We start from the raw sequence: 25,228 nt of genomic DNA, 5'->3' as shown, positions 1-25,228 counted from the left end.
AATGAAAGCCAGACTTCACTTTTTGGTTGTGCTTTGCTTGCTCACTGTTATTGGTTACGGTCAAAAGTTAAAAATAAACAGTGGTAAAATAGCGCAGTCCAATTACTATGAGGTAATCGATTTCGAATTGGTAAATGAGAAAATAAAGATACCAGTTACTATTAACAATAAAGTTTATTATTTTATGTTAGATACTGGTGCTCCGAATCTGATTTCCAAACGAGTGGCAGATGATATTAATCTTCAAAACAAAACAAGCATAGTAACTACAGATGCCAATAACAATAAAAGCACTTTAGAAATGGGCGCTTTGGAGTCAATAAAATTAGGAACGCTGGATTTTCAGGATAACGTTGTCTTGATTTCTGATTTGGACAATCATCCGTTATTAAAATGTTATAAGATTGACGGCTTGATCGGAAGCAATTTTTTTAAAAATTCCATCTTAAAAATCAGTTTAAAAGAACGTAAAATATGGGTTACCGATAAAATTAAGAACCTAAATATAAAAACACCTGCTTCAAAATTATCATTGATTGGAGAGCAACAATCGCCCTATATTCCGATAAGTTTTTTAAACGATTCAGGTAATAAAGGTTCCGAACATTTGATGATTGACACCGGAATGGACGGTTTTTATGAAATCTCAAAACGAGTTTACAAACTAATTGCTAAAGAAAAGTTCTTTAAAGAATTGTCCAGTTCTTCCGGAAGCGGCAGTGTCGGATTGTTTGGAGCATCAACTGAAAAAGAACAATTCCTGCTTCAGACAAATTATTTTAAAGTAAATGAAACTGTTTTTTCAAACGTTATAACTACAACTACTGAAGACAACAATTCAAGAATCGGCTTTGATTTGTTAAAACACGGAGACATAACCTTAGATTTCAAAAACAAAAAATTTTATTTTGAATCTAACCCTAACATTACACTTTCTGAAAAAGTACCCGTTTATGCAGCAACTTTCATGAACAACAAATTATCGGTTGGTTTTGTCTGGAGTTCCTCCTACCGGAATCAATTGAATTATGGTGATGAGATTGTGCGCATGGGGAATTACACGCTAAGCGAACTTGATCTTTGTGATATATTAAAGTTGAAAAACTTCAGAAAAGAAAATCCTTCCTATGAAATGGAAATAAAAACAAAAGAAAATAAAACCGTCCTTATTAAAATAGAGAATTAATGAAATTAGCAACGTATCAAATAAACCACACAGCACCAAGATTGGGTGTTGTACAAGATAACCACATGATTGATTTAGAAGATGTGGCACAAATCAAAAAAGAGTCCCTTCCTAAAACCATGTTGGATTTAATTGATATGGGATTAATAGAAGTAACACGCATTCAGGGAATCATCAACAGTTTAACTTCAGAAGAATTAAGTAATTGTTCGTATCCTTTGTCGAATGTGACTTTCCTTGCTCCTATTCCGAAACCAAGAAAAAACATCATCGGAATCGGTTTAAATTATACAGAACACGTTGCGGAAAGCGCAAGAACTTTGGATACAACGGGAAAATTGCCTCAAAAACCAATCATTTTCTCCAAACCACCAACGTCGGTTACAGCTACAAACACGAATATTTTGCTAAATCCTAAATTAACGCAACAATTGGACTGGGAAGTGGAATTAGCGGTTGTTATAGGTAAAGGCGGAAAATACATACCAAAAGACGAAGCGTTAAACCACGTTTTCGGTTATACGGTTATTAATGATATTTCGGCTCGTGATTGTCGTCGTGAAGGTCAATGGATCGTTTCTAAAGGACAAGATACGTTTGCACCAATGGGACCAGTTTTAGTGACTGCGGATGAAATCGAAAATCCTCACAATTTAAACTTGTCTTTAAAATTGAACGGTGTTGAAAAACAAAATTCAAACACAAAATTCCTTTTGTTCAACATCAACGATTTAATTGAAGATTTAAGTACTGTTTTCACATTAGAATCCGGAGACATTATTGCAACAGGAACGCCGGCTGGAGTTGGTGCAGGAAGAAACCCTCAGGAATGGATGTGGGACGGTGACGTTGTTGAAGCTACTGTAGAAGGCATCGGAACTATTACAAATACCGTAAAAGAAATTAAATAATTCTCAAGGTGGACAAAACGCAAAAGGCAGTCGAAGTTTTTAATAAAAATGCAAATCTATACCAAGATCGTTTCATGGATTTTGATTTGTACAATGATACTTTTGACTTGTTTTGCGACACAATAGACAAAAAAAATGCTACTGTTTTAGAGCTGGCTTGCGGTCCGGGAAACATCACAAAATATCTTTTACAGAAACGCGCTGATTTTCAGATTTTAGGTACTGATTTGGCACCCAACATGATTGAATTGGCGCAAAAGAATAATCCTTCCGCTGATTTTCAATTGCTGGACTGTCGGGATTTCTTAAAATTGAACAGGCTTTTTGACGGAATCATGTGCGGCTTCGGATTGCCATATCTCTCCAAAGAAGAAGCAATCCAACTGATAAAAGACGCGGCAGTTTGTCTTAACCCGGAAGGTGTTTTGTATTTAAGCACCATGGAAGACGATTACAGCAAATCGGGATTCAAAAAAGGAAGTACAGGCGATGAAATTTTCATGCATTACCATCAGGAGGATTATTTATACAAAGCCTTAATTAAAAGCGGTTTTAAAATAATAGCTTTGGAGCGAAAAAAATTTCCCGAACAAGACGGATCAGACACAACAGATTTAATATTAATTGCAAAAAAATAAAATGAAAAAATACAGAATTGGCCAGATTGTCCCTTCTTCTAACGTAACTATGGAAACCGAAATTCCGGCTGTTTTCCGTTCGCGTGAAACTATTTTACCGGAGCGTTTTACCTTCCATTCCAGCCGTATGAGAATGAAAAAGGTAACCAAAGAAGAATTGGAAGCTATGGATGCCATGAGCTTGAAATGCGCCACAGAATTATCCGATGCGCACGTAGACGTTATGGGTTATGCTTGTTTGGTAGCTATCATGAGCATGGGACGCGGTTATCATTGCGTTTCTGAAGTGAACTTACATCAGGAAACCATTAAAAATGACTTCCCTACTCCTATTGTAACTTCTGCCGGAGCATTAATCAACGGATTGAAAGTTTTGGGAGCGAAAAAAGTTGCTGTCATTACACCGTATATGCGCCCGTTAACTGATTTAGTTGTTGATTATATTGAACATCAGGGATTTGAAGTAGTTGATTCCATTGCTTTGGAAATTCCTGATAACTTGGAAGTCGCAGCTCAAGACCCAATGAATTTACTTGAGATATACAAACGATTGGATTTAACCGGTGTTGATGTTTTGGTAGCTTCTGCCTGCGTACAAATGCCATCTTTGGAAGCCATCGATTTAATTCAGAAAGAAGTTGGTATTCCGGTGACTTCTGCAGCGGTTTGTACTACTTATGAAATGATGAAAAAATTAGGCATTGAAGCCAAAGCACCAATAGGCGGTGAATTATTAAGCGGAAAATATTAAACGAAGGGAGCTGTTAAAAGCTCCTTTTTTGTTTGTACTTCTTAATCTAAATTAAGTGTTTTCCTTCTTTTGATGACGTAACTTTGTGTATCAATTTAAAAAAATAACACAATGGCAACAAAAAATATCGAATTAGTAGCCGAACCAAGAGCGCCACATTTCGTAGGCGACGGCTTTAGAGTACATAATTTCATCCCAAGTGGTTATCGTTTGGATATGGAACGTATGAGTCCTTTTATCATGCTGGATTATAATTCAAAATACAACTTCCCTCCTTCTGAAATTCCTAAAGGTGTTGGAGTGCATCCGCACAGAGGTTTTGAAACCGTAACCATTGCATACAAAGGAAAAGTAGCGCATCACGACAGTGCTGGTGGCGGTGGAATTATTGGTCAGGGAGATGTACAATGGATGACCGCAGCTTCCGGTGTTTTGCATAAAGAATACCATGAAGAAGAATTCAGTAAAACCGGCGGTGAGTTTCAAATGGTTCAGCTTTGGGTAAATCTTCCGGCAAAAGATAAAATGAGCCAACCAAAATATCAGGCTATTTCCAATGATGAAATGGGGCGCTATGAACTTCCTGATAATGCAGGTTTTATCGAAGTTATCGCAGGAAATTATAAAGATGTAAAAGGTCCCGCTTTCACTTTCACACCGGTTAATATGCAAAACGCCAAACTTAATAAAGGAGGAAAAGCAGAGTTTTCATTTCCGGCAAGTTACAATACTGCTTTATTGGTTATTGAAGGAAGTATCAAAGTGAATGACAAAGAAAATGTTTCAACCGATCATTTTGTATTATTTGAAAATGAAGGAGAAAATTTCACCATTGAAGCTCTTGAAGATACAATCGTTTTAGTTTTGAGTGGTGAACCGATCAATGAACCAATTTTCCCTCACGGACCATTTGTAATGAATACCAGAGAAGAAATTATTCAGGCAATTGAAGATTTTAACAATGGAAAATTTGGTCATCTTGAAGACTAAAGCGTGAAATTCTAAATTCTGATTTTATTTAACCATATAAGGTCAGTTATGAGGATTTCTAAATTCTAAATAAACATATAAGTTATATAAGTTTCAGTATGACAACACTTATATGACTTATATGGTTAAATAATAATCTTTAATCATAAAAATATGAAACCAGAATTCGAAAACATTCCACTAAATAAAAACGAAGAAACCCATCGTTTTGAAATTATTGTTGATGGCTATAAAGCGTTTATTGACTATAAAGAACGTCCAGGTAAAATCACTTTAATTCATACAGAAGTTGAGCCGGAATTAGAAGGAAAAGGCGCAGCAACAGCAGTAATTGAGAAAACGTTGGATTATATCGAACAAAACAATTACAAACTTGTTCCGCTTTGTCCTTTGGTGTTTGCTTACATCAAAAGACATCCGGAATGGAAACGAATTGTTGATCCTGATTTTAAAGGATTTGAGGAATAAGTCGTAACTTTAAAAGGCTATTATAATCAATACAAAACCATATGGAGAATTACGACAATTTAATCGAAGCGATAAACGGCTTAAAAGAACAAGGTTACGTAGAAAATTTTAACCTGAAAGAAAACTGTTTGGAATGCAGAGGAAATCAGTATAAAATCTTTCACAACGAATTTGAAATCGATAAAGCTTTTCGTTTTGAAGATGATTCCACGCCCGACGATTCCTCCATTTTATATGCAATTTCTTCAGAAAAATATAAACTGAAAGGTATTATGATTAACGCTTACGGGATTTATACTGATGTAATTACCGATGAAATGCTGAACAAATTAAAATTCTCATAGCATCAAAATATTCAGTTAAAGGCTTTATCCGATTACAATCTTGAAAATTTCATAACATGAGCAGTACAACATCTATTCGCGACCCCAAAGCAGATCATTTGTTAAGCCCTGAGAATTCAGCGCTTATTATTATTGACTATCAGCCGGTTCAGGTTTCTTCCATTAAATCAATGGATCAGACGCTTTTAGTGGAACAAATTGTCCGTTTGGCTAAAACGGCAAAGATTTATAACATTCCCGTGGTTCTATCAACGGTAAATGTTCAAACGGGAAGGAATCAAGACACAATTACTCCTTTGAAAGAAGTTTTAAAAGACGATGCTTCCTACGACCGAACAAGTATTAACGCTTGGGAAGACAAAGAGTTTCTTGAGGCTGTTAAAGCCACCGGAAGAAAAAAACTAATCATGGCCGCGCTCTGGACAGAAGCCTGTTTAACCTTCCCAGCTTTAGATGCCTTAAAAGAAGGTTTTGAAGTTTTCCCTGTGGTAGATGCTGTTGGAGGAACTTCATCGGCAGCTCATGAAATTGCTTTACGAAGAATGGAACAAGCCGGAAGCCAACTCATTTCCGTAAATCAATTGCTTTGTGAATTACAACGTGATTGGAATCGTGAAGAAACGGTACCGGGCTTTTTTCAGGTTTTATTTAAAGATGGAAAAATACACTAAACTATGTCAAACGTACAATTAATTATAGAAGAACGTTCCGCCGACATCGGTAATTTTATGGTCGGACGATTGCTTCCTTTTCGTGAAAAAAGAACCGTTGGCCCCTTTGCTTTTATTGACCACATGGGGCCCGCTTGTTTAAAAGATTATCAGAATTTAGACGTTCCGCCACATCCACACATTGGGCTTTCCACCCTAACCTATTTGTTTGAAGGAAGCATTATGCACCGTGACAGTTTAGGAACAGAAATAGAAATCCAACCCGGAGCCGTAAATTGGATGACCGCCGGAAAAGGAATTGTGCATTCGGAACGAACACCGGAATATTTACGAACTTCAGATAAATTTTTACACGGATTACAAATTTGGGTAGCGCTTCCGAAGGAATTGGAAGAAATGGAACCTACTTTCACTCATGTTGAAAAAGACGATTTACCTCATTGGCAACAAGACGGTGTTTCGATAAAACTAATTGCCGGCGAAGCGTTTGGCAGAAAATCTCCGGTTCCGGTTTACAGTCCGTTGTATTTTTTAGAGATTAAATCAAAACAAAGACAAAAGGTAAAAATTGGGGACGATTTATTTGGCGAAAGTGCTTTATACATTTTAGAAGGAAGCATCACCGACGGAACCAATACTTTTGAGCCGAAGCAAATTCTGATTGCCAAAGACAGTAAACTTTGTGAATTCGAAATGGCTGAAAACACTACGGTTTATATTTTTGGTGGCGAACCTTTTCCGGAAGAACGCTTTATTTTCTGGAATTTCGTTTCCTCTAGAAAAGAACGTATTGAACAAGCCAAAGCAGACTGGGAAAACCAAACCTTTCCAAAAGTTCCCGGAGAAACGGAATTTGTACCGCTTCCTCCTGCTTTAAAAAACTTTAAATAAGCTATGGAAAAGATTAGCGCTCATATAGGAAGACAGAATTATAAAGTTGATGTTCAGGGTTCAAAAAAAACCTTGATTATTGATGAACCTCTTGAATTAGGAGGTCAGGATTTGGGACTGAATCCGAAAGAATTGCTTGCAGCTTCTTTAGGCGCGTGCACTTCCATCACTTTGAAAATGTACGCAAACCATAAAGGCTGGGATTTAACCGATGTAAACATTGATGTTACTTTTGACTGGGACAAGGAAACTTCAAAATCATTTTTTACAAGAGAAATTGAATTGATTGGAAATTTAGACGATGCTCAACGCGAACGACTATTAAAAATTGCCGACAGCTGCCCGGTTCATAAAGTGCTTATGAATCCTACCGAAGTGGAAACCGTTTTACTATAAATCCAAATTATGAAAGTCTTATTGGTATTACTCCTATTTCTTCATGGATTAATCCATTTGATAGGGTTTGCCAAGGCTTTTCATTTTGGAAACATCACGCAATTAAAGTTTGAAATATCCAAACCCATTGGTCTACTTTGGTTACTTTCTGCATTGCTCTTTATAAGTTCGGGATTTCTTTTATTCCTGTCAAATAATGTTTGGCTGTTAACTGCAATCATTGCGTTGCTACTTTCTCAATTTCTCATTTTCAAAAGTTGGAAAGATGCTAAGTATGGAGCGCTGATCAACTTTACTATTTTAATTGCTGTTATTTTAAGTTACGGAAGTTATCGCTTTGAAAATGAATATATAAACGATGTAAAAGCAAACCTGAAAAGTTCCAAAAATTTTACTCCTGAACTACTAACAGAAGCTGATTTAAAGCCACTTCCACTCCCCGTTCAAAAATACCTTAGATATTGTGGAGTGGTAAACAAGCCTAAAATTAAAAGCATGAAAGTTGTTTTTGAGGGCGAAATGCGTGACAAAGGGAAAGATTATTTTTCCTTCCGTTCCGAACAATACAATTTTTTTGAAAAACCAACAAGATTGTTTTTTATGAAAGCCAAAATGTTTGGAATTACTGTTCCCGGATATCATAAATATTCCGATGCAAAGGCAGCTATGAATATCAAGCTTTTCGGGATTTTTCCAATTGTTTCCCAATCGGGTTCAGTGATGAATCAAACAGAAACCGTTACGCTTTTTAACGATATGTGTTTGCTGGCTCCCGCTACTTTAATCGATAAAATAATTAAATGGGAATTAATTGATAACAAATCAGTTAAGGCTATTTTTATAAATAATAAGATTAAGGTAACAGCAAAACTTTATTTCAATGATAAAGGACAATTGGCAAACTTCATTTCCAACGACCGAACCGCTGTTGCAGATGGAAAAAAATATCCGTTTTCTACTCCAGTCCTATCGTATAAAAATAATAACGGATTCAGATTAATGAGTTCCGGTGAAGCGGTGTGGCGTTATCCCGATGGGAAATTTACTTATGGAAAATTTCATTTAAAGAAAATCCATTACAATCTTGATTAGTTACTTTGTTAATAAATACAGTTTGCTGCAAAATCTATTTATGATGATTTTTTTATTTTTACAAAAAATCTTACACTTTGATAAAATAAGAAATTCAAAATAATTCCATGACAACACCTATTCGTTTAATAAGTTTAACTTTAATTAGTTCGTTTTCAATTTTTACATTCCTGATTAAAGAAAATAATTTCAATTTTAAAAATTCAAAACAAAACGAACATCCAGTTGCAGACAGCTTAATTTACGGAATTGACCTTTCACATTATCAGGGAGATGAAATTGAGTACTTAAACGCAAAAGGTACCCGATTAACTTTTGTAATCTGCAAAGCAACTGAAGGCCTCACCTACACAGATCCCGATTTTAAAACCAATTGGGACATGATTGACGAGAATGGTTTTGTTCGCGGAGCCTATCATTTTTATCATTGTGCAGACGATCCTACCCAGCAGGCGAACTATTTTCTATCGACTATTGGTAAATTAGACGAAACAGGTTTTCCGCCCATTGTAGATTTCGAGGAAAACAGTATTGATAAAAGTTGCAACAAAGCCAGCATTCAAAAAAATCTACTGACCTTTTTAAAAATACTAGAGCAAAAAACGGGAAGAAGACCAATACTATATACAGACACTAACATTGGTAATTCTCAAATAAACAGCGCTGCTTTTGCCAATTATACGCTTTGGATAGCCGATTATAACAATGGAAACCAACCTGATATTCCTTCCGTATGGAAAACAAAAGGATGGGTTATCTGGCAAAAAAATCCAAATTATAATCTGGATAATTACAGTAACGATTATGATGTTTTTAATGGTAGTGATGTTGCTTTTCTGAAATTTCTTCAAAAAGAGTAAGTACTTAAGAAACAATCAAATCTAAGCTCTGATGTTATTTGTAACGCTCTAACTCCTTCTTTAATTCCTTATGATAGTGTTGTGCAGCTTTTAGGGCAAGCTCGCATTTTAATTGAACCGACAGACCGTTTTTCTCCATTCCTTTTATCGCTTTGCGGCGTAATATTCCTGTAAAATCTGGGGAGGTTTGTTCTTTCTCTGGATGCTCATTTTCCAGATAAGCCACCAACTCTAATGTGGATGAATATTTTTGGTATTTTGCCTTATAACTTTCCAGCTCTCTGTTCAGTAATAGAAGTTTTAGCTCGTTTTCCTTAAGCTCCTGCTCCACTACCAGAATACTTTTAGCAGTTTCAGCTTTTAAATCTATAACCGTGCTTTTATCCTGCTGTTTGTTTTTTACATGATTGTACAGCGTTACGAGTTTCAGCATTTTTGCAGTTGGCAATTCCCGTAAACCGAGTTCAAACATTGCGATTTGGCTTTTGGTGGTTTTTAATAATATGGCGGCTTCTTCTTGGGTTATGCCTAAGGTTTGTCTGAAATTGTTTGGTTTTAGCATGGCTTATTGATTTAATCTTTTGTGATCATTTTTTTTGAATGACAAATATAATTACAAAACTGTGATCTTTATTTTTTATAGGAAATTTTGATTACAAAGTTGTGATCTTTTATTTATATATCAAAATTTGATTACGGGTTTTTTAATAATTTTTTGGTTAGGTGTCAATAAGTTTAGGGTTTGTCTTGAAGGAAATTTATTATATTTGGGAAGTAGATATGTGTTTTAATAGATGTCTACAAATTATGTGTGATTAAAATCAAACTGAATGTATATATCAAAAATTTCAATCAAAAACTTTAAGTGCATCCAAGAACTAACTATTTATCCAAATGAGAAATTCAATGTAATTATTGGGGAAAATAATCAAGGAAAAACAACAATATTTGAAGCTTTACAGATTTGGTATCGGTGTTATCAACTATACATTAGGCCCAACAGAACAGATTTCTATCAAGGGAATAATTTATATCTTGCTTACAAAGATTTAAATTTTTTACGACTATCTAAGGATACGGACTTGTTTAGATCAGCTCCCAACGAAGCAATAATTGGATTAATGATAAAAGATCAAGACACATCAGGAAATGATGTATCTTTCGATCTTCAATTCAAGATTAACAGGCCACAATCAATATCTAACGCATATCTAAGGGTATTAAAAAACAATAATCAGCAATTTATTCGTTTTGCAGCTCATTTAAAAACAAAACACGTTAAGCTTGATGACGCAATATTTTTGTACCAAACAAACCCAATTGCTCAAGTATTGTCACAAGAACCTTTCATGAACGAAGGTCAAGTTCGAAAAAAAATAACCAGAGGAAAATCTCAAGAAGTATTAAGAAATAAAATATTGTTACATAACAATTTGATAAATCTCGAAACTCAAGTATCTAACGTACTTGGAGGTGAAGTAAAATTTAAAATAACTAATAAAGACAGGAAAGACAGAGATGAATACATAAACTTACAAGTTCAAAATAGAGGCCATTCTCTAGATCTTCATCTACAAGGAAGCGGTTTAATACAAGTAACAGAGATTTTCGCAACCGTTGATTATCTAGAATCTAAACTAAACATTCTTTTGATTGATGAACCTGATAGTCATATTCATTTAGCATTACAGAAAAGATTAATGACAAATCTTCAATCTATGTCAGACAATCAATCATTTATCATTACTCATAACGATGGTTTTGTAAGTCAAATTTCAGATGGAGAATTATTTTATTTGAATCAAGATGCGAAAACATCAAAAGTTTTAAATCCACTTACAAATGCAGATTTGATTAAAAAAGATTTCGGAAGTCCAATTCTGACATTGGAAAAATTAAATAGCTCAGAAAACATAATATTTGTTGAAGGAACTGATGACAAATATTACATTGAAAAATTGTTAGAAAAATTCATTGAACATAACATAATTACAAACTCTCAAAATTTAAAACCATGTTTTTATTTTCAAGTGAGAGGAAAAGATAATTTAAGTACAAAAATCGAGCATAACAAAAGAACACTTAGTCAATTATTTAATGACAAAAAATATATAGTCGTAACGGATAAAGATTTCACTTCTCTTACTAATAGCACCCAGTTAAATATTTCAATAAAACAGAAACTTGGCCCAACTTCTGATGCATTTTGCCACGACGGTTATTGTATCGAATCAACGTTATTTAGTGATTTAACAAAACTTTACGAGTACTTAGCTTATGTAACTTCTCAAAACGTAGCAACCATCGAAAGTCAGTCAAATATAATTCTAGATTTAATTTTAACTGAAGTACAAAATGTTACTTCCGCCAGATATCAAAAATTTCAACAACAATTCAATTCACAAAAAAATAATAGACAAGAATTAGCTTCTACGATGATAAGTGATGTTATTCTTGATGCAACACAGAATAGAGCTACTTTAAAGTACATAATGAATAAGCATACAATTCGTGAGTACATAACGCAGTTAGAAAATGCATGTTCAGTTTCCGTCGTTCCTGGAGGAGTGAGTTTATCTGATGAGGATTTTTGCAACAAACTTTTCCTCAATTATATTGATCAGATAACAACTCATAACGTTTTATACGATAATCATAAACTAATACTTGAAAAAATCTATAGTGCAGAATATTAACGAAACACAACAAGGTTTACGTCAAGCGATCTGAAGTTAAAAGCAGAGCTTAGTACTTTCAGTGATAAATTTAAATTTTTATGCTTCGTAATCTCATTAAAAGTGTTAAAAAAATCCCGCCAAACAGCGGGATTTTTAATATTAAGAATACATCTTCGTTCTCAATTCTTTAATCTTCGGATCATCCAAATAATCATCGAAAGTCATATAACGGTCGATAACTCCCTTTGGCGTGATCTCCACTACTCTGTTGGCAACGGTTTGTGCAAACTCGTGGTCATGGGTGGTGAACAATACAGAACCTTTAAAGTTTTTCAAGGAGTTGTTGAAGGCTGTAATCGATTCCAAATCTAAGTGATTGGTTGGCTCGTCTAACATTAAAACGTTGGCTCTTAACATCATCATTCTTGATAACATACAACGTACTTTTTCTCCTCCAGATAAAACGCGTCCTGTTTTTAAAGCTTCTTCTCCTGAGAAAATCATTTTCCCTAAGAATCCGCGAACGTAAACTTCGTCTCTTTCCGGTTCAGTTTTCGCCCACTGACGTAACCAGTCTACCAAAGTTAAATCGTTTTCAAAGAAACTGTGGTTGTCTGCAGGTAAGTAAGATTGGTTAGTCGTAATACCCCATTCGTAAGTTCCGCTATCTGCTTTTAAATTGTCGTTCAAAATTTCATAAAAAGCGGTAGTTGCACGGGAATCTTTTGAGAAAACCACAACTTTATCACCTTTGGCCATATTCAAATCGATGTCTTTAAACAAGGTTTCTCCTTCCAAAGTATAACTCAATCCCTGAACATTTAAAATCTGATCGCCCGCTTCTCTCTCCTGATCAAAAATAATTGCAGGATAACGACGGCTTGACGGTTTGATTTCGTCTAAGTTCAATTTATCGATCATCTTTTTACGGGAAGTTGCCTGTTTTGATTTTGCAACGTTTGCCGAGAAACGACGGATAAACTCTTCTAATTCAGCTTTTTTCTCTTCAGCTTTCTTATTCTGTTGTGCTCTTTGTTTCGCCGCTAATTGAGACGATTCATACCAGAACGTATAGTTCCCGGAATAATGGTTGATTTTCCCGAAATCGATATCCGAAACGTGCGTACAAACTGCATCCAAAAAGTGACGGTCGTGAGAAACCACTAAAACCGTATTGTCATAATTCGCTAGGAAATTCTCTAACCAACCGATCGTTTCAAAGTCAAGATCATTGGTAGGCTCATCCATGATAAGTACATCCGGGTTTCCGAAAAGCGCCTGCGCCAATAACACACGTACTTTCATCTTTCCTTCCATGTCGCTCATCAAAGTATAATGATGCTCTGCTCCGATTCCTAAGTTGGAAAGCATGGCTCCGGCGTCAGATTCTGCGTTCCATCCGTTCATTTCGTCAAACTGCATTTGCAATTCTCCGATTCGGTCTGCGTTTTTATCGTCGTAATCGGCATACAATTCGTCCATTTCCTTTTTAATGGCAAACAAAACCTTATTCCCCATTAATACGGTTTCCAAAACGGTATGATCGTCAAACATATTGTGGTTCTGGTTTAAAACCGACATACGTTTTCCCGGCTCAAGAATTACACGTCCCGAAGTTGGATCGATATCTCCCGATAATATTTTTAAGAACGTTGATTTTCCAGCACCATTTGCTCCAATAATACCGTAGCAGTTACCTTGTGTAAAAGTTACGTTTACTTCGTCGAACAAAATTCGCTTACCAAATTGTACTGATAAATTTGAAACTGTTAACATTGATTTCTTATTTTTAATAAAAGTGTTGCAAAAGTAGAAAAAATAACGGAGTTTTACGCGCTTTATTTAGAATGTGTTTATGCTTATTTTAACTGTACATTAACAACAAGTTAAGTATTACAAAGCTATTTTTGTTTCGATAATTAACTGATATTGAATGTTTGCCTATTTCAAAAATCTACTTCTTCCTATTTCCACAATAGCCCTGTGCACACTTACCTCTTGTAATAAGGAGTTTAAAGATGGTGACTATACAGCTTATTTTGGTGGCGAAATTATCAACCCAAACAACCGGTATGTATTATTACTTAAAGATAATGAGGTAGTTGACTCAATATTACTTGATGATAAAAATCGTTTCTTTAAAAAGTTTGATTCTCTTGCTCCGGGGATGTATACTTTCAGACATGAACCCGAATATCAGTATATTTATTTTGGCAAGAACGACAGTTTAATGCTGCGTTTAAACACAAAAGAATTTGATAACTCTTTAGTTTTTTGCGGACGTGGAGACCAGAAAAACAATTTCATGATCGAAATGTTCCTGAAAAACGAATCCGATAAAGATTACGAAGTTTTTGATGAAAGTTATAAGGATTTCACTAAAAGCATCGATTCCTCACTAAAAGTTAAAAAAGCTTTTTATTTAAGACGTAAAACTGAAATCGGTTGGGACGACAAATTCGATGTATATGCCAAAGCTTCAATTGATTTAAATCATTTGGCAAAAAAAGAAATCTATCCGATGGCGCATAAACGAAGAACCGGAGAAGATTTATCACACAAACTTCCTGCAAATTATTACGCTTTCCGTAAGGAAATTGATTATAATAACGAAGATTTAACTACCTATATGCCTTTTGTACGTTACATGACCGCAATGCTTAATAATATTGCGTACAGTAATTGTAACAGTGAGAAAGATTACGAGAAACATGCTTTAGGCTGTAATATCAAAAAACTTAATATTACCGATACGCTTTTTAAAAATTCCAAAGTTAAAAACGGGGTTTTAAACAACATTGCCTTTACGTATCTTCTTGAAGATCAAAATATGGCAAACAATAAAAAGTTTTTAGAGCGTTATTTTAAATTATCTACAGACAAGAGTCGTCATAATGAAATCAGAAAAATTTCAAGTGCCGCTCAATACCTTAAGCCCGGAAACAAATTACCAACTGAAAGTTTTGTAAATACTTTTGGTGAAAAGGTAGATTTCAACCACATGGTTAAAGGACAGACAATTGTTTTCTTCTGGACTCAAAGCTCCAAATCACACTTGGAAGCCGTACATAAAAAAGCGCACGCTTTAAAAGCCAAATATCCTGATTTGAATTTTATTGCCATTAATATGGACGATTCTAAAGAAGATTGGCTTAAAACTTTAGCAAGTTATGATTTCAGAGATACCGTAGAACTTCATGCTACTGATCTGCAGAAATTAAAAGACGAGTGGGTAATTACCAAAATTCACCGTGTAATTCTTTTAAATGGTAATGGAACCATCAAAAATGCTTTTGTGAGTTTATTTGATGCTAATTTTGAAGAGCACTTGAAATAAGTTTACAGTCACAGTCACGATTTACAGTATAAAAAAAGGATTCAATTTAGTTGAATCCTTTTTTGTTTTATCCTTAAGAAATATTATTTATTTCCTTTTTCGTAATCAGCAATGAATTGAGCAATTCCGATGTCTGTTAAAGGGTGTTTTAATAATCCTGTGATGGATGATAAAGGCCCTGTCATTACATCGGCACCAATTTTAGCACAGTTTACCACGTGCATTGTATGACGAACAGATGCAGCCAAAATTTGAGTTTCAAAAGCATAGTTGTCATAAATCTGACGGATTTCGTCGATTAAGTTTAAACCGTCTGTTGAAACATCGTCCAAACGTCCTAAAAATGGAGAAACATAAGTAGCTCCGGCTTTAGCAGCTAAAAGTGCCTGTCCAGCTGAGAAAACTAAAGTTACATTAGTTTTGATTCCTCTGTCTGAAAAATATTTACAAGCCTTGATTCCTTCTCTAGTCATTGGAAGTTTAACAACGATTTGCTCGTGTAAATCTGCTAACTCCTCACCTTCTTTGATCATGCCTTCGAAATCCATAGCGTTCACTTCAGCGCTTACGTCTCCGTCAACAATATTACAGATATCAACATAGTGTTTTAAAATGTTGTTCTTTCCTGTAATTCCTTCTTTTGCCATTAACGACGGGTTTGTGGTAACTCCGTCTAAAATACCTAGCGACTGAGCTTCTTTGATTTGCTCTAAGTTTGCAGTGTCAATAAAAAATTTCATATAAATGATAGTTGTGTTTCTAAGGTTGATAAATCGGTTGCAAAATTACAACTTATAATGGTTCATTAATAATTTCTCATACATTTTGTCGGGAAGGATTCGCTTTAATACGATGGAAAACTTCTGCATAAAAGCCCCAACTTTATAGTGAATATCCGGATTGGGTTGCTGGATAATTGCATAAACCGCAAGCGCCATATCGTTCGGATTACTTCCGCTGTCTACATGCTCGTCCATTTCTTTTAAGGTGTTTCCATAAGGAATTTCATAAGCAGAACCTTTAACAACCGGCGCATGATAACGACCTGAAGCAATATTCGTTGCAAAATCGCCCGGCGCTACATTAGTAATATGGATTCCGAAAGATTTGGTTTCCATGCGTAAGGCTTCTGTAATCAGTTCCAAAGCGCCTTTCGAGGCAGAATATACACTACGATAAGGCAATCCCATATAACCGGCTATAGAAGTTACATTAATAATCAATCCTGATTTTTGAGAACGCATTTGTGGCAAAACCGCTTTCATTACTTCGATCGGGCCAAACAAATTGGTTTCGAAATTGTTTTTGATTTCTTCAGAAGGAATTTCCTCTAACGGGCCGGTAATTCCAACTCCGGCGTTGTTGATTACAATATCAAGACGTCCTGATTTTGCGATTACTTCGGATATCGCATTTTGGATACTTTCTGTGTTTCGAACATCTAATGCAACTAAAGGAAAAACAGAATTTTCAACACGCTGCGGATTTCTGCTTGTTCCATAAACCACGAAACCTTTACTATGCAAAAATTCTCCTATTGATTTCCCAATTCCGGAAGAACCTCCGGTAATCAAAACCACTTTATTCATTTGATTGATTTTATTAAAGCTTTGCGAAAGTACGCATTTTTAGACGTTTTTCGATTATAAAATTTGAATTCCCAAACCTGGTTTTTCAGAAAGAAGTACTTTACCGAATTCAATTTTGGAACCATTCGCAATGTCGTTGGAAATAAGATTTGCTCCGTCTAAATCCACAAAATCCACTAAAGGCGTTAATACTGCACCAGCTGAAATTCCAACGGTTGATTCAGTCATACAGCCAATCATTATTTTAAAGTTTAAGGCACGAGCGCTTTTAATTAATTTTAGAGCTGGTGTCAAACCGCCGCATTTAACAAGTTTAATATTGATGCTTTGGTAATGCGGTTGAAGTGTTTTTAAATCGATGTTTTCCTGACAATCCTCATCAGCCATCCAGTTTGGAAATTTATCGGCTTTAAGATTCGAATAATTTTCAGATGAAGGTTTCATGGGCTGTTCAACATAGGTGAAATTTTTAGATAATTCAAAGTTTTCCAGCCATTTACATTGTTCACTCGTATAACTTCCGTTAGCATCCAAAGCTATTGTTTTACCACAATTTAAAAGCAATTCGATTTCTTTCTCGTCAAAATGATTGCATTTTACTTTGAATTTTGTCCAAGACGATTTTTCAATTTTAGAGAATTGTTCTTGAATTGGAGCTGCACTAATGGTTATGGAAGATTCCGGTAAATGGTTAATCTCGATTGGATTCAGCTCAATAAAACTTCTGTTTTCCAGCTTTCCAAATAAATCCCAATAAGCACAATCTAAGGCAGAACGCAGAAAACTCGGTAGTTGTAATTCTTCCAGAAAACGATAAAACTCTGTTGGATGATTGATTTTTTGACTTTCAATTTTCTCTTTAATGGTGTGAAGCTTTCTATCAAAATCTTCTAAACTGATGTGATAATAATCGATTCCGGTACATTCGCCGTAACCAGAATAACCGTGTTTGCTTATCTGAACAACAAGTGCTTCCCTAAAAGAATAGCTTCCGTAAGAAATTGAAAAAGTCTCTTTGAGATGAAATCGGACAATTTGCCAGGATAAAACCATTAGTAGTGTTTGAATGGCCCTAAAATAAAAAAATCTCCGCAAGGGAGACTAACTTTTTAAAAAAAATGGCAAGCGACCTACATCGCACCGCTACAACCACATACCTTTGCTGTGTTCCCACCCTGGAGGAGTCTGCAGGAGCTGGTCGTGTAGGACTTGCCGTTGCAAATGTACAACTTTTTTATTTTTTTGCAAGGCAATTTGAGGATATAAAATATCGTTGTATATTGCTGTGACAATAATTTAAACAATGAAAAAACATAACTTATTAGCTTTCATTTCATTAGGAGCACTTATAATTTCCTGTAACGGTGATAAAAAAAATCAAGAAAATTTATTTTCAATCGATTCAACCGGTTTTAAAGAGCAATATCATACCGATGAGAAGCTTTCTTTAGGAGTAAAAAACAACGAAAACAAGACTATCGACTCTATAATTTACTATGTAAACGATGTAAAAGTTGGAAGTGTTAAAGGTAATTCTAAAATTGATTTTCCTTTCACAGATCAGAAATTAGGGTACCAAAACATTAAAGCATTAGTGTATTCCGAAGGAGAAAATAACGAAGCTACTTATCGTGTGGAATTAGTTTCCAACATTCAGCCTAAATTGTTGAAATACACAATCCTTAATACTTATACTCATGATTTAAAAGCTTATACTCAAGGTCTTGAATTTCATAGAGATACATTGATTGAAAGTACTGGTAATGGCTCAGGAAGCGGAACAGGATTACGCGGTATTTCCTCACTTCGTAAAACCGACTATAAAACCGGAAAAGTATACAAAATTGTAGAACTTCCCGAGAGTGTTTTCGGGGAAGGCTGTACTATTTTAAATAATAAGATTTATCAGATTACCTGGCAGAACAACGAAGGTTATGTGTACAATGCAGACACGTTCAAAAAAGAAAAAACGTTCTCATATTTCAAAAAAATGGAAGGCTGGGGATTATCCAACGATGGAAAAAATCTTTTAATGTCTGACGGTTCTGAAAAAATCTATTTTGTAAACCCTCAAGATTTTAAAGAAGTTGATTATATAAATGTATATACTGCAAATACTAAGATTAAGGCTGTAAACGAAATGGAATGGATTGACGGAAAAATCTATGCAAATATTTACACCATGGATGCAATTGCTGTAATTAACCCTAAAAATGGAGCTGTTGAAGCAGTTATCAACTTAGCAGATTTAAAATCCAAAGTAACGCAACATCCTGATTTAGACGTATTAAACGGAATCGCTTACAATCCAAAAACCAAAACCATTTTTGTTACCGGAAAAAACTGGGACAAAATGTTTGAGATTAAGGTTGGCGAATAACCATTTTTAATTTACTTCTATGGAATTAATTGCAAAAATTCAAACGCAGCCTGAAACGATTTCGTTTTCTGAAGTTATCGAGTACATTGACTCCAAATATAGCTTTACGCCTACCCGCTTCACAAACGGTGATATTGTAAACGAAGTGAATCAGAACAATGGTTCCTGCAAAATATTTTATTTTGCCAGCTCTCATTCGTTATCAGTAGAACAAACCTTGCATTTATTTGGAAACTACTATCGCATTGACGTTTTGGAAAATCCTGACGGAATCGACCATCAAAACATTAGAAACTTTATGAAATTTGGCTGGGAACGTGTTATTTTTGATGGAAAAGCATTGCAATAACAAAAATTAAATCATAAAAAAAACTCCTCAAAAACAATTCGTCTTTGAGGAGTTTTTTTAATAAAATTAAGCAAGCTTATTTTTTCTTCTTTGCTCCTGCTCCGGCAGCAACATATTTTTTGTCTGTAGCATTATAAGCATATTTGGTTTCTCCTTTTTTATCTTTCAGAATGAAATCTCCGTTAGGAAGAAGCGAAAATTCAAAACCTTCGCGACGCATTTTTTCCTGAGTTTCGGAAGCATTCTTAAGTCGGTCTAAAAATACTTTTTCAACAATATGAGTTGTGGTTTGTGTATTGCCAATCATTTGGGTTTTAGCTGTTACGTCCCAAATTTCAGAAACGATTGCAGTAGCATCTTCTTGCTTCAAATCTGTTTTGGTTGTTCCATCTTCTTTCCAGGTAATATAAAACAAGTCAGTTCCTTGAGTCTTGAACTTAGTAATTTTAGCTTCAGATACTTTTCGGGTAGGATCAACTGGTTTTGAGAAAAGTTCTTCTTTTTTTCCTGCGTTGTCAACATTAGCAATCATTTTGTTGCCTTTCAATTCAATGGAAACATTTTCAGTTTTGGCCGAAGTTCCGGAAGCAGCTTTACTTCCACCCTTCTTTTTTTGGGCATAACCAATACTTGTGCAAACTACTAAAGCAAATAGCAAAATTGTTTTTTTCATATATGTTAAATTTATTTTTTAGTGGTCATATATGGTATCGCTTTTATTTATTGGTGTTTACTTACGTAAACTTGTTGTTAATAGCGATTTCATAATTATTTATAGGTTTCTTAGAATCGAAAAATACAAAAATATTCTTCAAAAAAACAATTCTTTATTTTTTTAACAAATAGATTAAAATCTGTGAATGACCAATAAAAAAAGGCTGCCTAATTAAAGACAGCCTTTTCTAACTATAATGATAGAAGATTTATTTCACTTCCTCAAAATCTACATCCTGAGTCTGGTCGCCGTTAGCGTCCGCTTGCGGTTGCGCTTCATGGGTTTGACCTTCTGACTGAGCTTTGTATAATTCTTCAGAAGCATTTTTCCACGCTTCGTTGATTTTATCCAATGCCGGTTGAACTGTATCTACGTCTTTAGTTTCGTACGCTTGTTTCAATTCATCCAAAGCAGCCTGAATGCTCGTTTTGTTTCCTTCTGATAATTTATCTCCGAATTCTGAAAGCTGTTTCTCCGTTTGGAAAATCATACTGTCCGCTTCGTTTAATTTATCAACTTTTTCTTTAGCCGCTTTATCTGCTTCCGCGTTGATTTCCGCTTCTTTACGCATTCTTTCGATTTCTTCCTGAGTAAGTCCTGAAGACGCTTCAATACGAATATCGTGTGATTTACCGGTTCCTTTATCAACCGCTGTTACGTGGATGATACCATTCGCATCGATGTCGAAAATAACTTCAATTTGTGGTACTCCTCTTGGCGCTGGCGGAATTCCGTCTAAGTGGAAACGACCAATTGTTTTGTTGTCGTTTGCCATTGGACGCTCCCCTTGCAACACATGGATTTCTACTGATGGCTGATTGTCTGCCGCTGTTGAGAAAACCTGTGATTTTTTAGTTGGGATCGTTGTATTCGCATCGATTAATTTTGTCATTACGCTTCCCATAGTTTCAATTCCTAAAGAAAGTGGCGTAACGTCTAATAACAATACGTCTTTTACATCTCCAGTTAAAACTCCACCTTGAATTGCAGCTCCAATTGCTACAACTTCGTCAGGGTTTACTCCTTTTGATGGTTTTTTACCGAAGAATTTCTCAACTTGCTCCTGAATAACTGGAATACGTGTAGAACCTCCAACTAAGATCACTTCGTCGATGTCTGAAGTTGATAAACCTGCATCTTTCAATGCTTTAGCAACCGGGTCCATAGAACGTTTTACCAAAGTGTCAGCCAATTGCTCGAATTTTGCACGAGTTAAAGTCTGAACTAAGTGTTTAGGTCCTGAAGCAGTAGCTGTAACATAAGGCAAGTTAATTTCAGTTTGTGCAGAAGATGACAACTCGATTTTTGCTTTTTCAGCCGCTTCTTTCAAACGTTGTAAAGCCATTGGGTCTTTACGTAAATCTACTCCTTCAGCACTGTTGAATTCGTTAGCCAACCAATCGATGATTACCTGGTCGAAATCGTCTCCTCCTAAGTGAGTATCTCCGTTTGTTGACAATACTTCAAAAACTCCGTCTCCTAATTCAAGGATAGAAATATCGAATGTACCTCCACCTAAATCGTAAACCGCAATTTTATGATCGTGTCCTAATTTATCCAAACCATACGCTAACGCAGCAGCAGTAGGCTCGTTGATGATTCTTCTAACTTTTAAACCCGCAATTTCACCAGCCTCTTTTGTAGCCTGACGTTGTGCATCGTTAAAATAAGCCGGAACTGTGATAACCGCTTCAGTTACTGTTGTTCCTAAATAGTCTTCAGCTGTTTTCTTCATTTTTTGAAGTGTCATAGCTGATAATTCCTGCGGCGTGTAAAGTCTTCCGTCGATGTCAACACGCGGAGTGTCGTTATCTCCTTTTACTACTTTGTAAGCTACAGTTGATGCTTCTTTAGCACTTTCAGAGTATTTGTTACCCATGAAACGTTTAATTGAAGCAATGGTCTTAGTAGGATTAGTAACCGCCTGACGTTTAGCAGGGTCACCTACTTTAATTTCTCCACCTTCCACAAATGCAATTACAGATGGTGTTGTTCTTTTTCCTTCGGCATTAGCAATTACAACCGGTTCTCCACCTTCCATTACAGAAACACAAGAGTTGGTTGTTCCTAAGTCGATACCAATAATTTTACTCATAATATAAATCTCCTTTATTGTTCGTTTTGATTGCCCCTCTACGAGTAGGCAGTGTTTAACACGCTTTGTCAAATGACAATCATTGTGCCAAGTAAAAAAAAATTGAAAATTGTCATATTTTTTTAAATTCGTGTTTAAAATACTGACAGGATGACATTTTTCAAAACAAAGCAATCGTCAAAAAAGCATATATTTGACAGCTAATTAATTCATGATGACACATTTTTCAGATTTTAAAAACAATATATATAATGCGATAAGTTTCTTTGGTTTTTTAATTATCTGCTTGATTTTGAGCTTAAATCTATTAACATTTTATTGGGCGGATGATTATTCTGTTTTCAATGAAATAAATAACTACGGAATCTTTAACAGATGTTTACGAGGTTATTTTGTTTGGGATGGTAGATACATGACACCTGCCGGTTTTCTTCAGGGATTATTTTTGAGCTCTCTTCCTGCGGAACTTATCACTTTGTTTTGGACTATTTGTTTTTTAACAAGCGGGTTGATTATTTATTTTATTTTAAATAAAAATGAAGGAATTTCGGCAAAAAACAGCAAGACTTATTTTTTACCTATTTTAATTGTAATTGCTTTTTGGTTAGGTTCTTACAGGCATATTGGTCAAACCATTTATTGGGCAACTGGTGGGGTTTATTCATTTAACCTTGTTTTAGGTTCCTTTTGGATCTTGCTATTCAATAGGTTAGAAAAAGTCAACTCAAGTGTCCAACGAATTAGCTTTATCGCTTTCACTATAGTTGTTTCTTTAACTACACAAAACTTAACCATTGCATTAATTACCATAGTTTTTTTGAAAATTCTTAGTGACTTTCTGTTCAGGGAAAAACAAAATCTAAGAATCAACATCTTTATATTATTAATCATTATTGCTGGAACAGTTTTTCTTTCAACTGCTCCGGGAAACTTTTTAAGAGCAAAAGAATTAAACGATTCTGCTTTGAGTAACGTTTCAATACTGAATTTGGTTAAAAACTACTTTTTTATTCTGTATTCTTATTTAAAATTCTCTGCTTTAATAATAATATTGGCAATTTTTTCCACAATTGTATGGGTTAACAATTATAGTATTCTCAATTTTAAAAATTTTGCCAGTGCAATTTCACTTCCCAAATCAAAAGTGGATTGGGCCAATTTCATTAATAATTACAAATATTTAATTGCAGCTTTGAGCACGATTTTACCATTCGTTGCTCTTCCGGAAATTGTTTCAACCAGAACGGCAATTTATTTTATGTTTTTTTTATTTCTGTTTATTGTAGAATTTTTAAAAAACATACCGATATCAAGACCTGCAACTACAAAAAGCTTTATTCCCCTATTTACGCTTATTGTTTACTTTTCAGCAACTTGTTTCATTACCTATAATTTGAAAAAAGGAAGCGTATTGAAAACAAAAATGACTGAAAGAGAACAACTTCTGCAAAAATCAAAAGGAAAAGCAATAACAATCAGACCCATTGATGAAAGCCTTAAATCGTACTGTTTTGATTTAAGAGATTACAACAATAATGATGACTGGGCTTTAGAAGCTCAGGAAGAATACTTTGGAATTCAGAATATTACAGTGAAATAAACGGACAATCATTTAATTTGATATTGAAACAACATTGGGTTTTCAAATTTTGTACCATCAAGTTTTTCATCTTTAGTATAAGCTTTCCAAGGTGAATTTGAGAAGAAAAACAAGTTATTTGCTACAATTGTTCCTAATGCAGGTTCGTCAAATTCAGGTCGGTTAATATCAATTATTCTAAAACTGGAAATAGCTGTATGATTTTCGGTTAAATTATACTGAATCACGCGAATCGGGTTTACTCCGTTATGAATGGCTAATAATGTGTTTTTATAAAACAACAAACCGTCAATGCCTTTGACAGTGGTTCCTTTTGGAAATTTCAACCAGTTTCTGTTTTGAGGGTTTTGCACATCAATTACTAAAATTCCTTTAAGATAATCGGCAATAAAAATTTTAGAAAAGTCTTCATTAAAAGTTATTCCCTGTAAATTGAAAGCTTCCTTTTTTAAATCCAGCCAAACCGACAATTTATCGTCGGAAATCTTATAAACCAATGCTTCACCACTGTCGGAAACATAAGCATTTCCCTTATTATCAAGAACTAAATCTCCAAAAACATGATTGCCTTCAACCGGAAAACGCTTTACAACTTTTTTTGTCTTACTATCTATTTTCAATACTTCTGCTCTACCTTCCATTTCTTTAGTAAACCCAATCATTTCTGGCATTGCGGCTGTGGCTACCCAAAGATATTTTTCTTTTTTATCGGTTTTCATGGCAAATGTTGAAAAGTGACTCTCAGTAAACCAGTTTGAGCATTTTCCGGTTTTTAAATCAAAGGCAACTATCTTTTTCTGTCGGATACTTGATGCCAGCCAAAGTTTTTGTTTTTCCAGATAAATCAGGCTTTCTGGATGCAATTCCTTGTCGTTCAGTGAAATTACTTTTTGAGAATTTACAACCGGGTTATTTAATTCAGCTTTTAACTTCAATATATTTTGAAATTCTTCAGATTGTCTGATGTTATTAAAATCAGTATCTTTTTCAAAATCAATTTTATTGTTCATCTGAACTAATTTTTCCAGAACGGAAATCGCTTTTTCCTTTTCATTGTTCAAAGCATAAGCAGCGGAAAGATTATAAGTGAATGTTGGGTGCATTGGCCGTATGCTGTCCAGCTTTTCAGTAAGTTTCAAGAATTGAGGGTAATTCCTGGTTTTGTAAGCTTCTGTACTCTGATTATACAATTCTCGTTGAGATTGCGAGAAACAAGCTGCAGAAACCAAAAAAGTTGCAGTAAAAGATAGGATTAAATGTTTCATAATTTTAATTGACATATCAAAT

25 protein-coding genes and 1 other RNA gene are annotated in these 25,228 nt (G+C 34.8%); 17 read left to right on the top strand and 9 right to left on the bottom strand.

The window, feature by feature from the left end; translation table 11 throughout:
• Position 1: 1 nt before the first annotated feature.
• The 12 genes from LZZ90_RS09110 to LZZ90_RS09055 all read left to right on the top strand — a co-directional run bounded on the left by LZZ90_RS09110 (position 2) and on the right by LZZ90_RS09055 (position 9,198).
• Entirely contained in the window at positions 2-1,186 is a 1,185-nt protein-coding gene (locus tag LZZ90_RS09110) for a retropepsin-like aspartic protease (protein WP_237790381.1), read from the top strand.
• Complete coding sequence (locus LZZ90_RS09105; RefSeq protein WP_237790380.1) at positions 1,186-2,097, top strand: fumarylacetoacetate hydrolase family protein; 912 nt, start codon at positions 1,186-1,188, stop codon at positions 2,095-2,097. Before LZZ90_RS09110 ends, LZZ90_RS09105 begins: the two co-directional genes overlap by 1 nt.
• 8 nt (positions 2,098-2,105) lie before the next feature.
• Positions 2,106-2,735 (top strand): class I SAM-dependent methyltransferase, encoded by a 630-nt coding sequence (locus LZZ90_RS09100; protein WP_237790379.1) that lies wholly within the window; start codon positions 2,106-2,108, stop codon positions 2,733-2,735.
• Position 2,736: 1 nt separating this feature from the next.
• Entirely contained in the window at positions 2,737-3,486 is a 750-nt protein-coding gene (locus LZZ90_RS09095) for an Asp/Glu racemase (protein ID WP_026981583.1), read from the top strand.
• A gap of 111 nt (positions 3,487-3,597) precedes the next feature.
• Positions 3,598-4,476, top strand: a complete 879-nt coding sequence (locus LZZ90_RS09090) for a pirin family protein (protein WP_237790378.1) — start codon at positions 3,598-3,600, stop codon at positions 4,474-4,476.
• A 153-nt stretch (positions 4,477-4,629) separates the two neighbouring features.
• A complete protein-coding gene (locus LZZ90_RS09085) occupies positions 4,630-4,944 on the top strand; it encodes a GNAT family N-acetyltransferase (RefSeq protein WP_237790377.1) in 315 nt (104 codons plus the stop codon).
• A 41-nt stretch (positions 4,945-4,985) separates the two neighbouring features.
• On the top strand, positions 4,986-5,288 hold the full coding sequence (locus tag LZZ90_RS09080) for a phosphoribosylpyrophosphate synthetase (protein WP_237790376.1): 303 nt from the start codon (positions 4,986-4,988) through the stop codon (positions 5,286-5,288).
• A 56-nt stretch (positions 5,289-5,344) separates the two neighbouring features.
• Positions 5,345-5,959, top strand: a complete 615-nt coding sequence (locus LZZ90_RS09075) for a hydrolase (protein ID WP_237790375.1) — start codon at positions 5,345-5,347, stop codon at positions 5,957-5,959.
• A 3-nt stretch (positions 5,960-5,962) separates the two neighbouring features.
• Positions 5,963-6,850 (top strand): pirin family protein, encoded by an 888-nt coding sequence (locus tag LZZ90_RS09070; RefSeq protein ID WP_237790374.1) that lies wholly within the window; start codon positions 5,963-5,965, stop codon positions 6,848-6,850.
• Between the two features lie 3 nt (positions 6,851-6,853).
• Positions 6,854-7,246, top strand: coding sequence for an OsmC family protein (locus tag LZZ90_RS09065; RefSeq protein WP_237790373.1), 393 nt, complete (start codon positions 6,854-6,856; stop codon positions 7,244-7,246).
• A 9-nt stretch (positions 7,247-7,255) separates the two neighbouring features.
• Positions 7,256-8,338 carry a DUF6544 family protein gene (locus LZZ90_RS09060; RefSeq protein ID WP_237790372.1) on the top strand — a complete coding sequence of 361 codons (1,083 nt, stop codon included), beginning with the start codon at positions 7,256-7,258 and terminating at the stop codon, positions 8,336-8,338.
• A 107-nt stretch (positions 8,339-8,445) separates the two neighbouring features.
• On the top strand, positions 8,446-9,198 hold the full coding sequence (locus LZZ90_RS09055) for a GH25 family lysozyme (RefSeq protein ID WP_237790371.1): 753 nt from the start codon (positions 8,446-8,448) through the stop codon (positions 9,196-9,198).
• A 34-nt stretch (positions 9,199-9,232) separates the two neighbouring features.
• On the opposite strand, the gene LZZ90_RS09050 is transcribed toward LZZ90_RS09055, so the two are convergent.
• The gene (locus LZZ90_RS09050) at positions 9,233-9,760 is read right to left on the bottom strand and encodes a helix-turn-helix transcriptional regulator (protein WP_237790370.1); all 528 of its coding nucleotides are present in this window, start codon (positions 9,758-9,760) and stop codon (positions 9,233-9,235) included.
• A 268-nt stretch (positions 9,761-10,028) separates the two neighbouring features.
• Between LZZ90_RS09050 and LZZ90_RS09045 the strand changes: the two genes are divergently transcribed.
• Positions 10,029-11,894: an ATP-dependent endonuclease gene (locus tag LZZ90_RS09045; protein ID WP_237790369.1), complete on the top strand. Its 1,866-nt coding sequence runs from the start codon at positions 10,029-10,031 to the stop codon at positions 11,892-11,894.
• A gap of 141 nt (positions 11,895-12,035) precedes the next feature.
• Here LZZ90_RS09045 and LZZ90_RS09040 read toward each other — a convergent pair whose 3' ends face one another.
• Positions 12,036-13,652 (bottom strand): ABC-F family ATP-binding cassette domain-containing protein, encoded by a 1,617-nt coding sequence (locus tag LZZ90_RS09040; protein WP_237790368.1) that lies wholly within the window; start codon positions 13,650-13,652, stop codon positions 12,036-12,038.
• A 157-nt stretch (positions 13,653-13,809) separates the two neighbouring features.
• Here LZZ90_RS09040 and LZZ90_RS09035 point away from each other — a divergent pair, with 157 nt between their 5' ends.
• The gene (locus LZZ90_RS09035; protein ID WP_237790367.1) at positions 13,810-15,213 is read left to right on the top strand and encodes a thioredoxin-like domain-containing protein; all 1,404 of its coding nucleotides are present in this window, start codon (positions 13,810-13,812) and stop codon (positions 15,211-15,213) included.
• An 83-nt stretch (positions 15,214-15,296) separates the two neighbouring features.
• Here the strand turns inward: LZZ90_RS09035 and fsa are convergent, their stop codons facing one another.
• The 4 genes from fsa to ffs form a co-directional block, all read right to left on the bottom strand.
• Positions 15,297-15,953, bottom strand: a complete 657-nt coding sequence (gene fsa / locus LZZ90_RS09030; protein ID WP_237790366.1) for a fructose-6-phosphate aldolase — start codon at positions 15,951-15,953, stop codon at positions 15,297-15,299.
• Between the two features lie 45 nt (positions 15,954-15,998).
• On the bottom strand, positions 15,999-16,802 hold the full coding sequence (locus LZZ90_RS09025; RefSeq protein WP_237790365.1) for an SDR family oxidoreductase: 804 nt from the start codon (positions 16,800-16,802) through the stop codon (positions 15,999-16,001).
• Positions 16,803-16,856: 54 nt separating this feature from the next.
• The gene (locus tag LZZ90_RS09020; RefSeq protein WP_237790364.1) at positions 16,857-17,855 is read right to left on the bottom strand and encodes an enolase C-terminal domain-like protein; all 999 of its coding nucleotides are present in this window, start codon (positions 17,853-17,855) and stop codon (positions 16,857-16,859) included.
• A 63-nt stretch (positions 17,856-17,918) separates the two neighbouring features.
• An RNA gene (ffs, locus tag LZZ90_RS09015) (signal recognition particle sRNA small type) lies at positions 17,919-18,017 on the bottom strand.
• Positions 18,018-18,105: 88 nt separating this feature from the next.
• On the opposite strand from ffs, the gene LZZ90_RS09010 reads away from it, so the two are divergent.
• Both LZZ90_RS09010 and LZZ90_RS09005 read left to right on the top strand, forming a co-directional pair.
• Positions 18,106-19,182: a glutaminyl-peptide cyclotransferase gene (locus LZZ90_RS09010; protein WP_237790363.1), complete on the top strand. Its 1,077-nt coding sequence runs from the start codon at positions 18,106-18,108 to the stop codon at positions 19,180-19,182.
• Between the two features lie 19 nt (positions 19,183-19,201).
• Entirely contained in the window at positions 19,202-19,531 is a 330-nt protein-coding gene (locus LZZ90_RS09005) for a HopJ type III effector protein (RefSeq protein WP_237790362.1), read from the top strand.
• A gap of 76 nt (positions 19,532-19,607) precedes the next feature.
• Here LZZ90_RS09005 and LZZ90_RS09000 read toward each other — a convergent pair whose 3' ends face one another.
• Both LZZ90_RS09000 and dnaK read right to left on the bottom strand, forming a co-directional pair.
• Positions 19,608-20,204, bottom strand: coding sequence for a hypothetical protein (locus LZZ90_RS09000; protein ID WP_237790361.1), 597 nt, complete (start codon positions 20,202-20,204; stop codon positions 19,608-19,610).
• Between the two features lie 250 nt (positions 20,205-20,454).
• Positions 20,455-22,341 carry a molecular chaperone DnaK gene (gene dnaK, locus LZZ90_RS08995; RefSeq protein ID WP_237790360.1) on the bottom strand — a complete coding sequence of 629 codons (1,887 nt, stop codon included), beginning with the start codon at positions 22,339-22,341 and terminating at the stop codon, positions 20,455-20,457.
• 211 nt (positions 22,342-22,552) lie between these two features.
• Here dnaK and LZZ90_RS08990 point away from each other — a divergent pair, with 211 nt between their 5' ends.
• Complete coding sequence (locus tag LZZ90_RS08990) at positions 22,553-23,941, top strand: DUF6056 family protein (RefSeq protein ID WP_237790359.1); 1,389 nt, start codon at positions 22,553-22,555, stop codon at positions 23,939-23,941.
• A gap of 8 nt (positions 23,942-23,949) precedes the next feature.
• Here LZZ90_RS08990 and LZZ90_RS08985 read toward each other — a convergent pair whose 3' ends face one another.
• The gene (locus LZZ90_RS08985; RefSeq protein ID WP_237790358.1) at positions 23,950-25,206 is read right to left on the bottom strand and encodes a hypothetical protein; all 1,257 of its coding nucleotides are present in this window, start codon (positions 25,204-25,206) and stop codon (positions 23,950-23,952) included.
• Between the last annotated feature and the right edge of the window lie 22 nt (positions 25,207-25,228).

This window comes from Flavobacterium sp. SM15, assembly GCF_022012335.1.
In the GTDB taxonomy this organism is placed as follows: Bacteria; Bacteroidota; Bacteroidia; order Flavobacteriales; family Flavobacteriaceae; genus Flavobacterium.
Note: the sequence above shows the minus strand (reverse complement) of the source record. Positions and strands in the feature narration are given on the sequence as shown.

Excerpts from the sequence above, each read along its gene's own strand:
- LZZ90_RS09110 (WP_237790381.1), top strand. The coding sequence starts at position 2 with ATGAAAGCCAGACTTCACTTTTTGGTTGTGCTTTGCTTGCTCACTGTT.
- LZZ90_RS09105 (WP_237790380.1), top strand. The coding sequence starts at position 1,186 with ATGAAATTAGCAACGTATCAAATAAACCACACAGCACCAAGATTGGGT.
- LZZ90_RS09095 (WP_026981583.1), top strand. The coding sequence starts at position 2,737 with ATGAAAAAATACAGAATTGGCCAGATTGTCCCTTCTTCTAACGTAACT.
- LZZ90_RS09090 (WP_237790378.1), top strand. The coding sequence starts at position 3,598 with ATGGCAACAAAAAATATCGAATTAGTAGCCGAACCAAGAGCGCCACAT.
- LZZ90_RS09085 (WP_237790377.1), top strand. The coding sequence starts at position 4,630 with ATGAAACCAGAATTCGAAAACATTCCACTAAATAAAAACGAAGAAACC.
- LZZ90_RS09080 (WP_237790376.1), top strand. The coding sequence starts at position 4,986 with ATGGAGAATTACGACAATTTAATCGAAGCGATAAACGGCTTAAAAGAA.
- LZZ90_RS09075 (WP_237790375.1), top strand. The coding sequence starts at position 5,345 with ATGAGCAGTACAACATCTATTCGCGACCCCAAAGCAGATCATTTGTTA.
- LZZ90_RS09070 (WP_237790374.1), top strand. The coding sequence starts at position 5,963 with ATGTCAAACGTACAATTAATTATAGAAGAACGTTCCGCCGACATCGGT.
- LZZ90_RS09065 (WP_237790373.1), top strand. The coding sequence starts at position 6,854 with ATGGAAAAGATTAGCGCTCATATAGGAAGACAGAATTATAAAGTTGAT.
- LZZ90_RS09060 (WP_237790372.1), top strand. The coding sequence starts at position 7,256 with ATGAAAGTCTTATTGGTATTACTCCTATTTCTTCATGGATTAATCCAT.
- LZZ90_RS09055 (WP_237790371.1), top strand. The coding sequence starts at position 8,446 with ATGACAACACCTATTCGTTTAATAAGTTTAACTTTAATTAGTTCGTTT.
- LZZ90_RS09050 (WP_237790370.1), bottom strand. The coding sequence starts at position 9,760 with ATGCTAAAACCAAACAATTTCAGACAAACCTTAGGCATAACCCAAGAA.
- LZZ90_RS09045 (WP_237790369.1), top strand. The coding sequence starts at position 10,029 with ATGTATATATCAAAAATTTCAATCAAAAACTTTAAGTGCATCCAAGAA.
- LZZ90_RS09040 (WP_237790368.1), bottom strand. The coding sequence starts at position 13,652 with ATGTTAACAGTTTCAAATTTATCAGTACAATTTGGTAAGCGAATTTTG.
- LZZ90_RS09035 (WP_237790367.1), top strand. The coding sequence starts at position 13,810 with ATGTTTGCCTATTTCAAAAATCTACTTCTTCCTATTTCCACAATAGCC.
- fsa (WP_237790366.1), bottom strand. The coding sequence starts at position 15,953 with ATGAAATTTTTTATTGACACTGCAAACTTAGAGCAAATCAAAGAAGCT.
- LZZ90_RS09025 (WP_237790365.1), bottom strand. The coding sequence starts at position 16,802 with ATGAATAAAGTGGTTTTGATTACCGGAGGTTCTTCCGGAATTGGGAAA.
- LZZ90_RS09020 (WP_237790364.1), bottom strand. The coding sequence starts at position 17,855 with ATGGTTTTATCCTGGCAAATTGTCCGATTTCATCTCAAAGAGACTTTT.
- LZZ90_RS09010 (WP_237790363.1), top strand. The coding sequence starts at position 18,106 with ATGAAAAAACATAACTTATTAGCTTTCATTTCATTAGGAGCACTTATA.
- LZZ90_RS09005 (WP_237790362.1), top strand. The coding sequence starts at position 19,202 with ATGGAATTAATTGCAAAAATTCAAACGCAGCCTGAAACGATTTCGTTT.
- LZZ90_RS09000 (WP_237790361.1), bottom strand. The coding sequence starts at position 20,204 with ATGAAAAAAACAATTTTGCTATTTGCTTTAGTAGTTTGCACAAGTATT.
- dnaK (WP_237790360.1), bottom strand. The coding sequence starts at position 22,341 with ATGAGTAAAATTATTGGTATCGACTTAGGAACAACCAACTCTTGTGTT.
- LZZ90_RS08990 (WP_237790359.1), top strand. The coding sequence starts at position 22,553 with ATGATGACACATTTTTCAGATTTTAAAAACAATATATATAATGCGATA.
- LZZ90_RS08985 (WP_237790358.1), bottom strand. The coding sequence starts at position 25,206 with ATGAAACATTTAATCCTATCTTTTACTGCAACTTTTTTGGTTTCTGCA.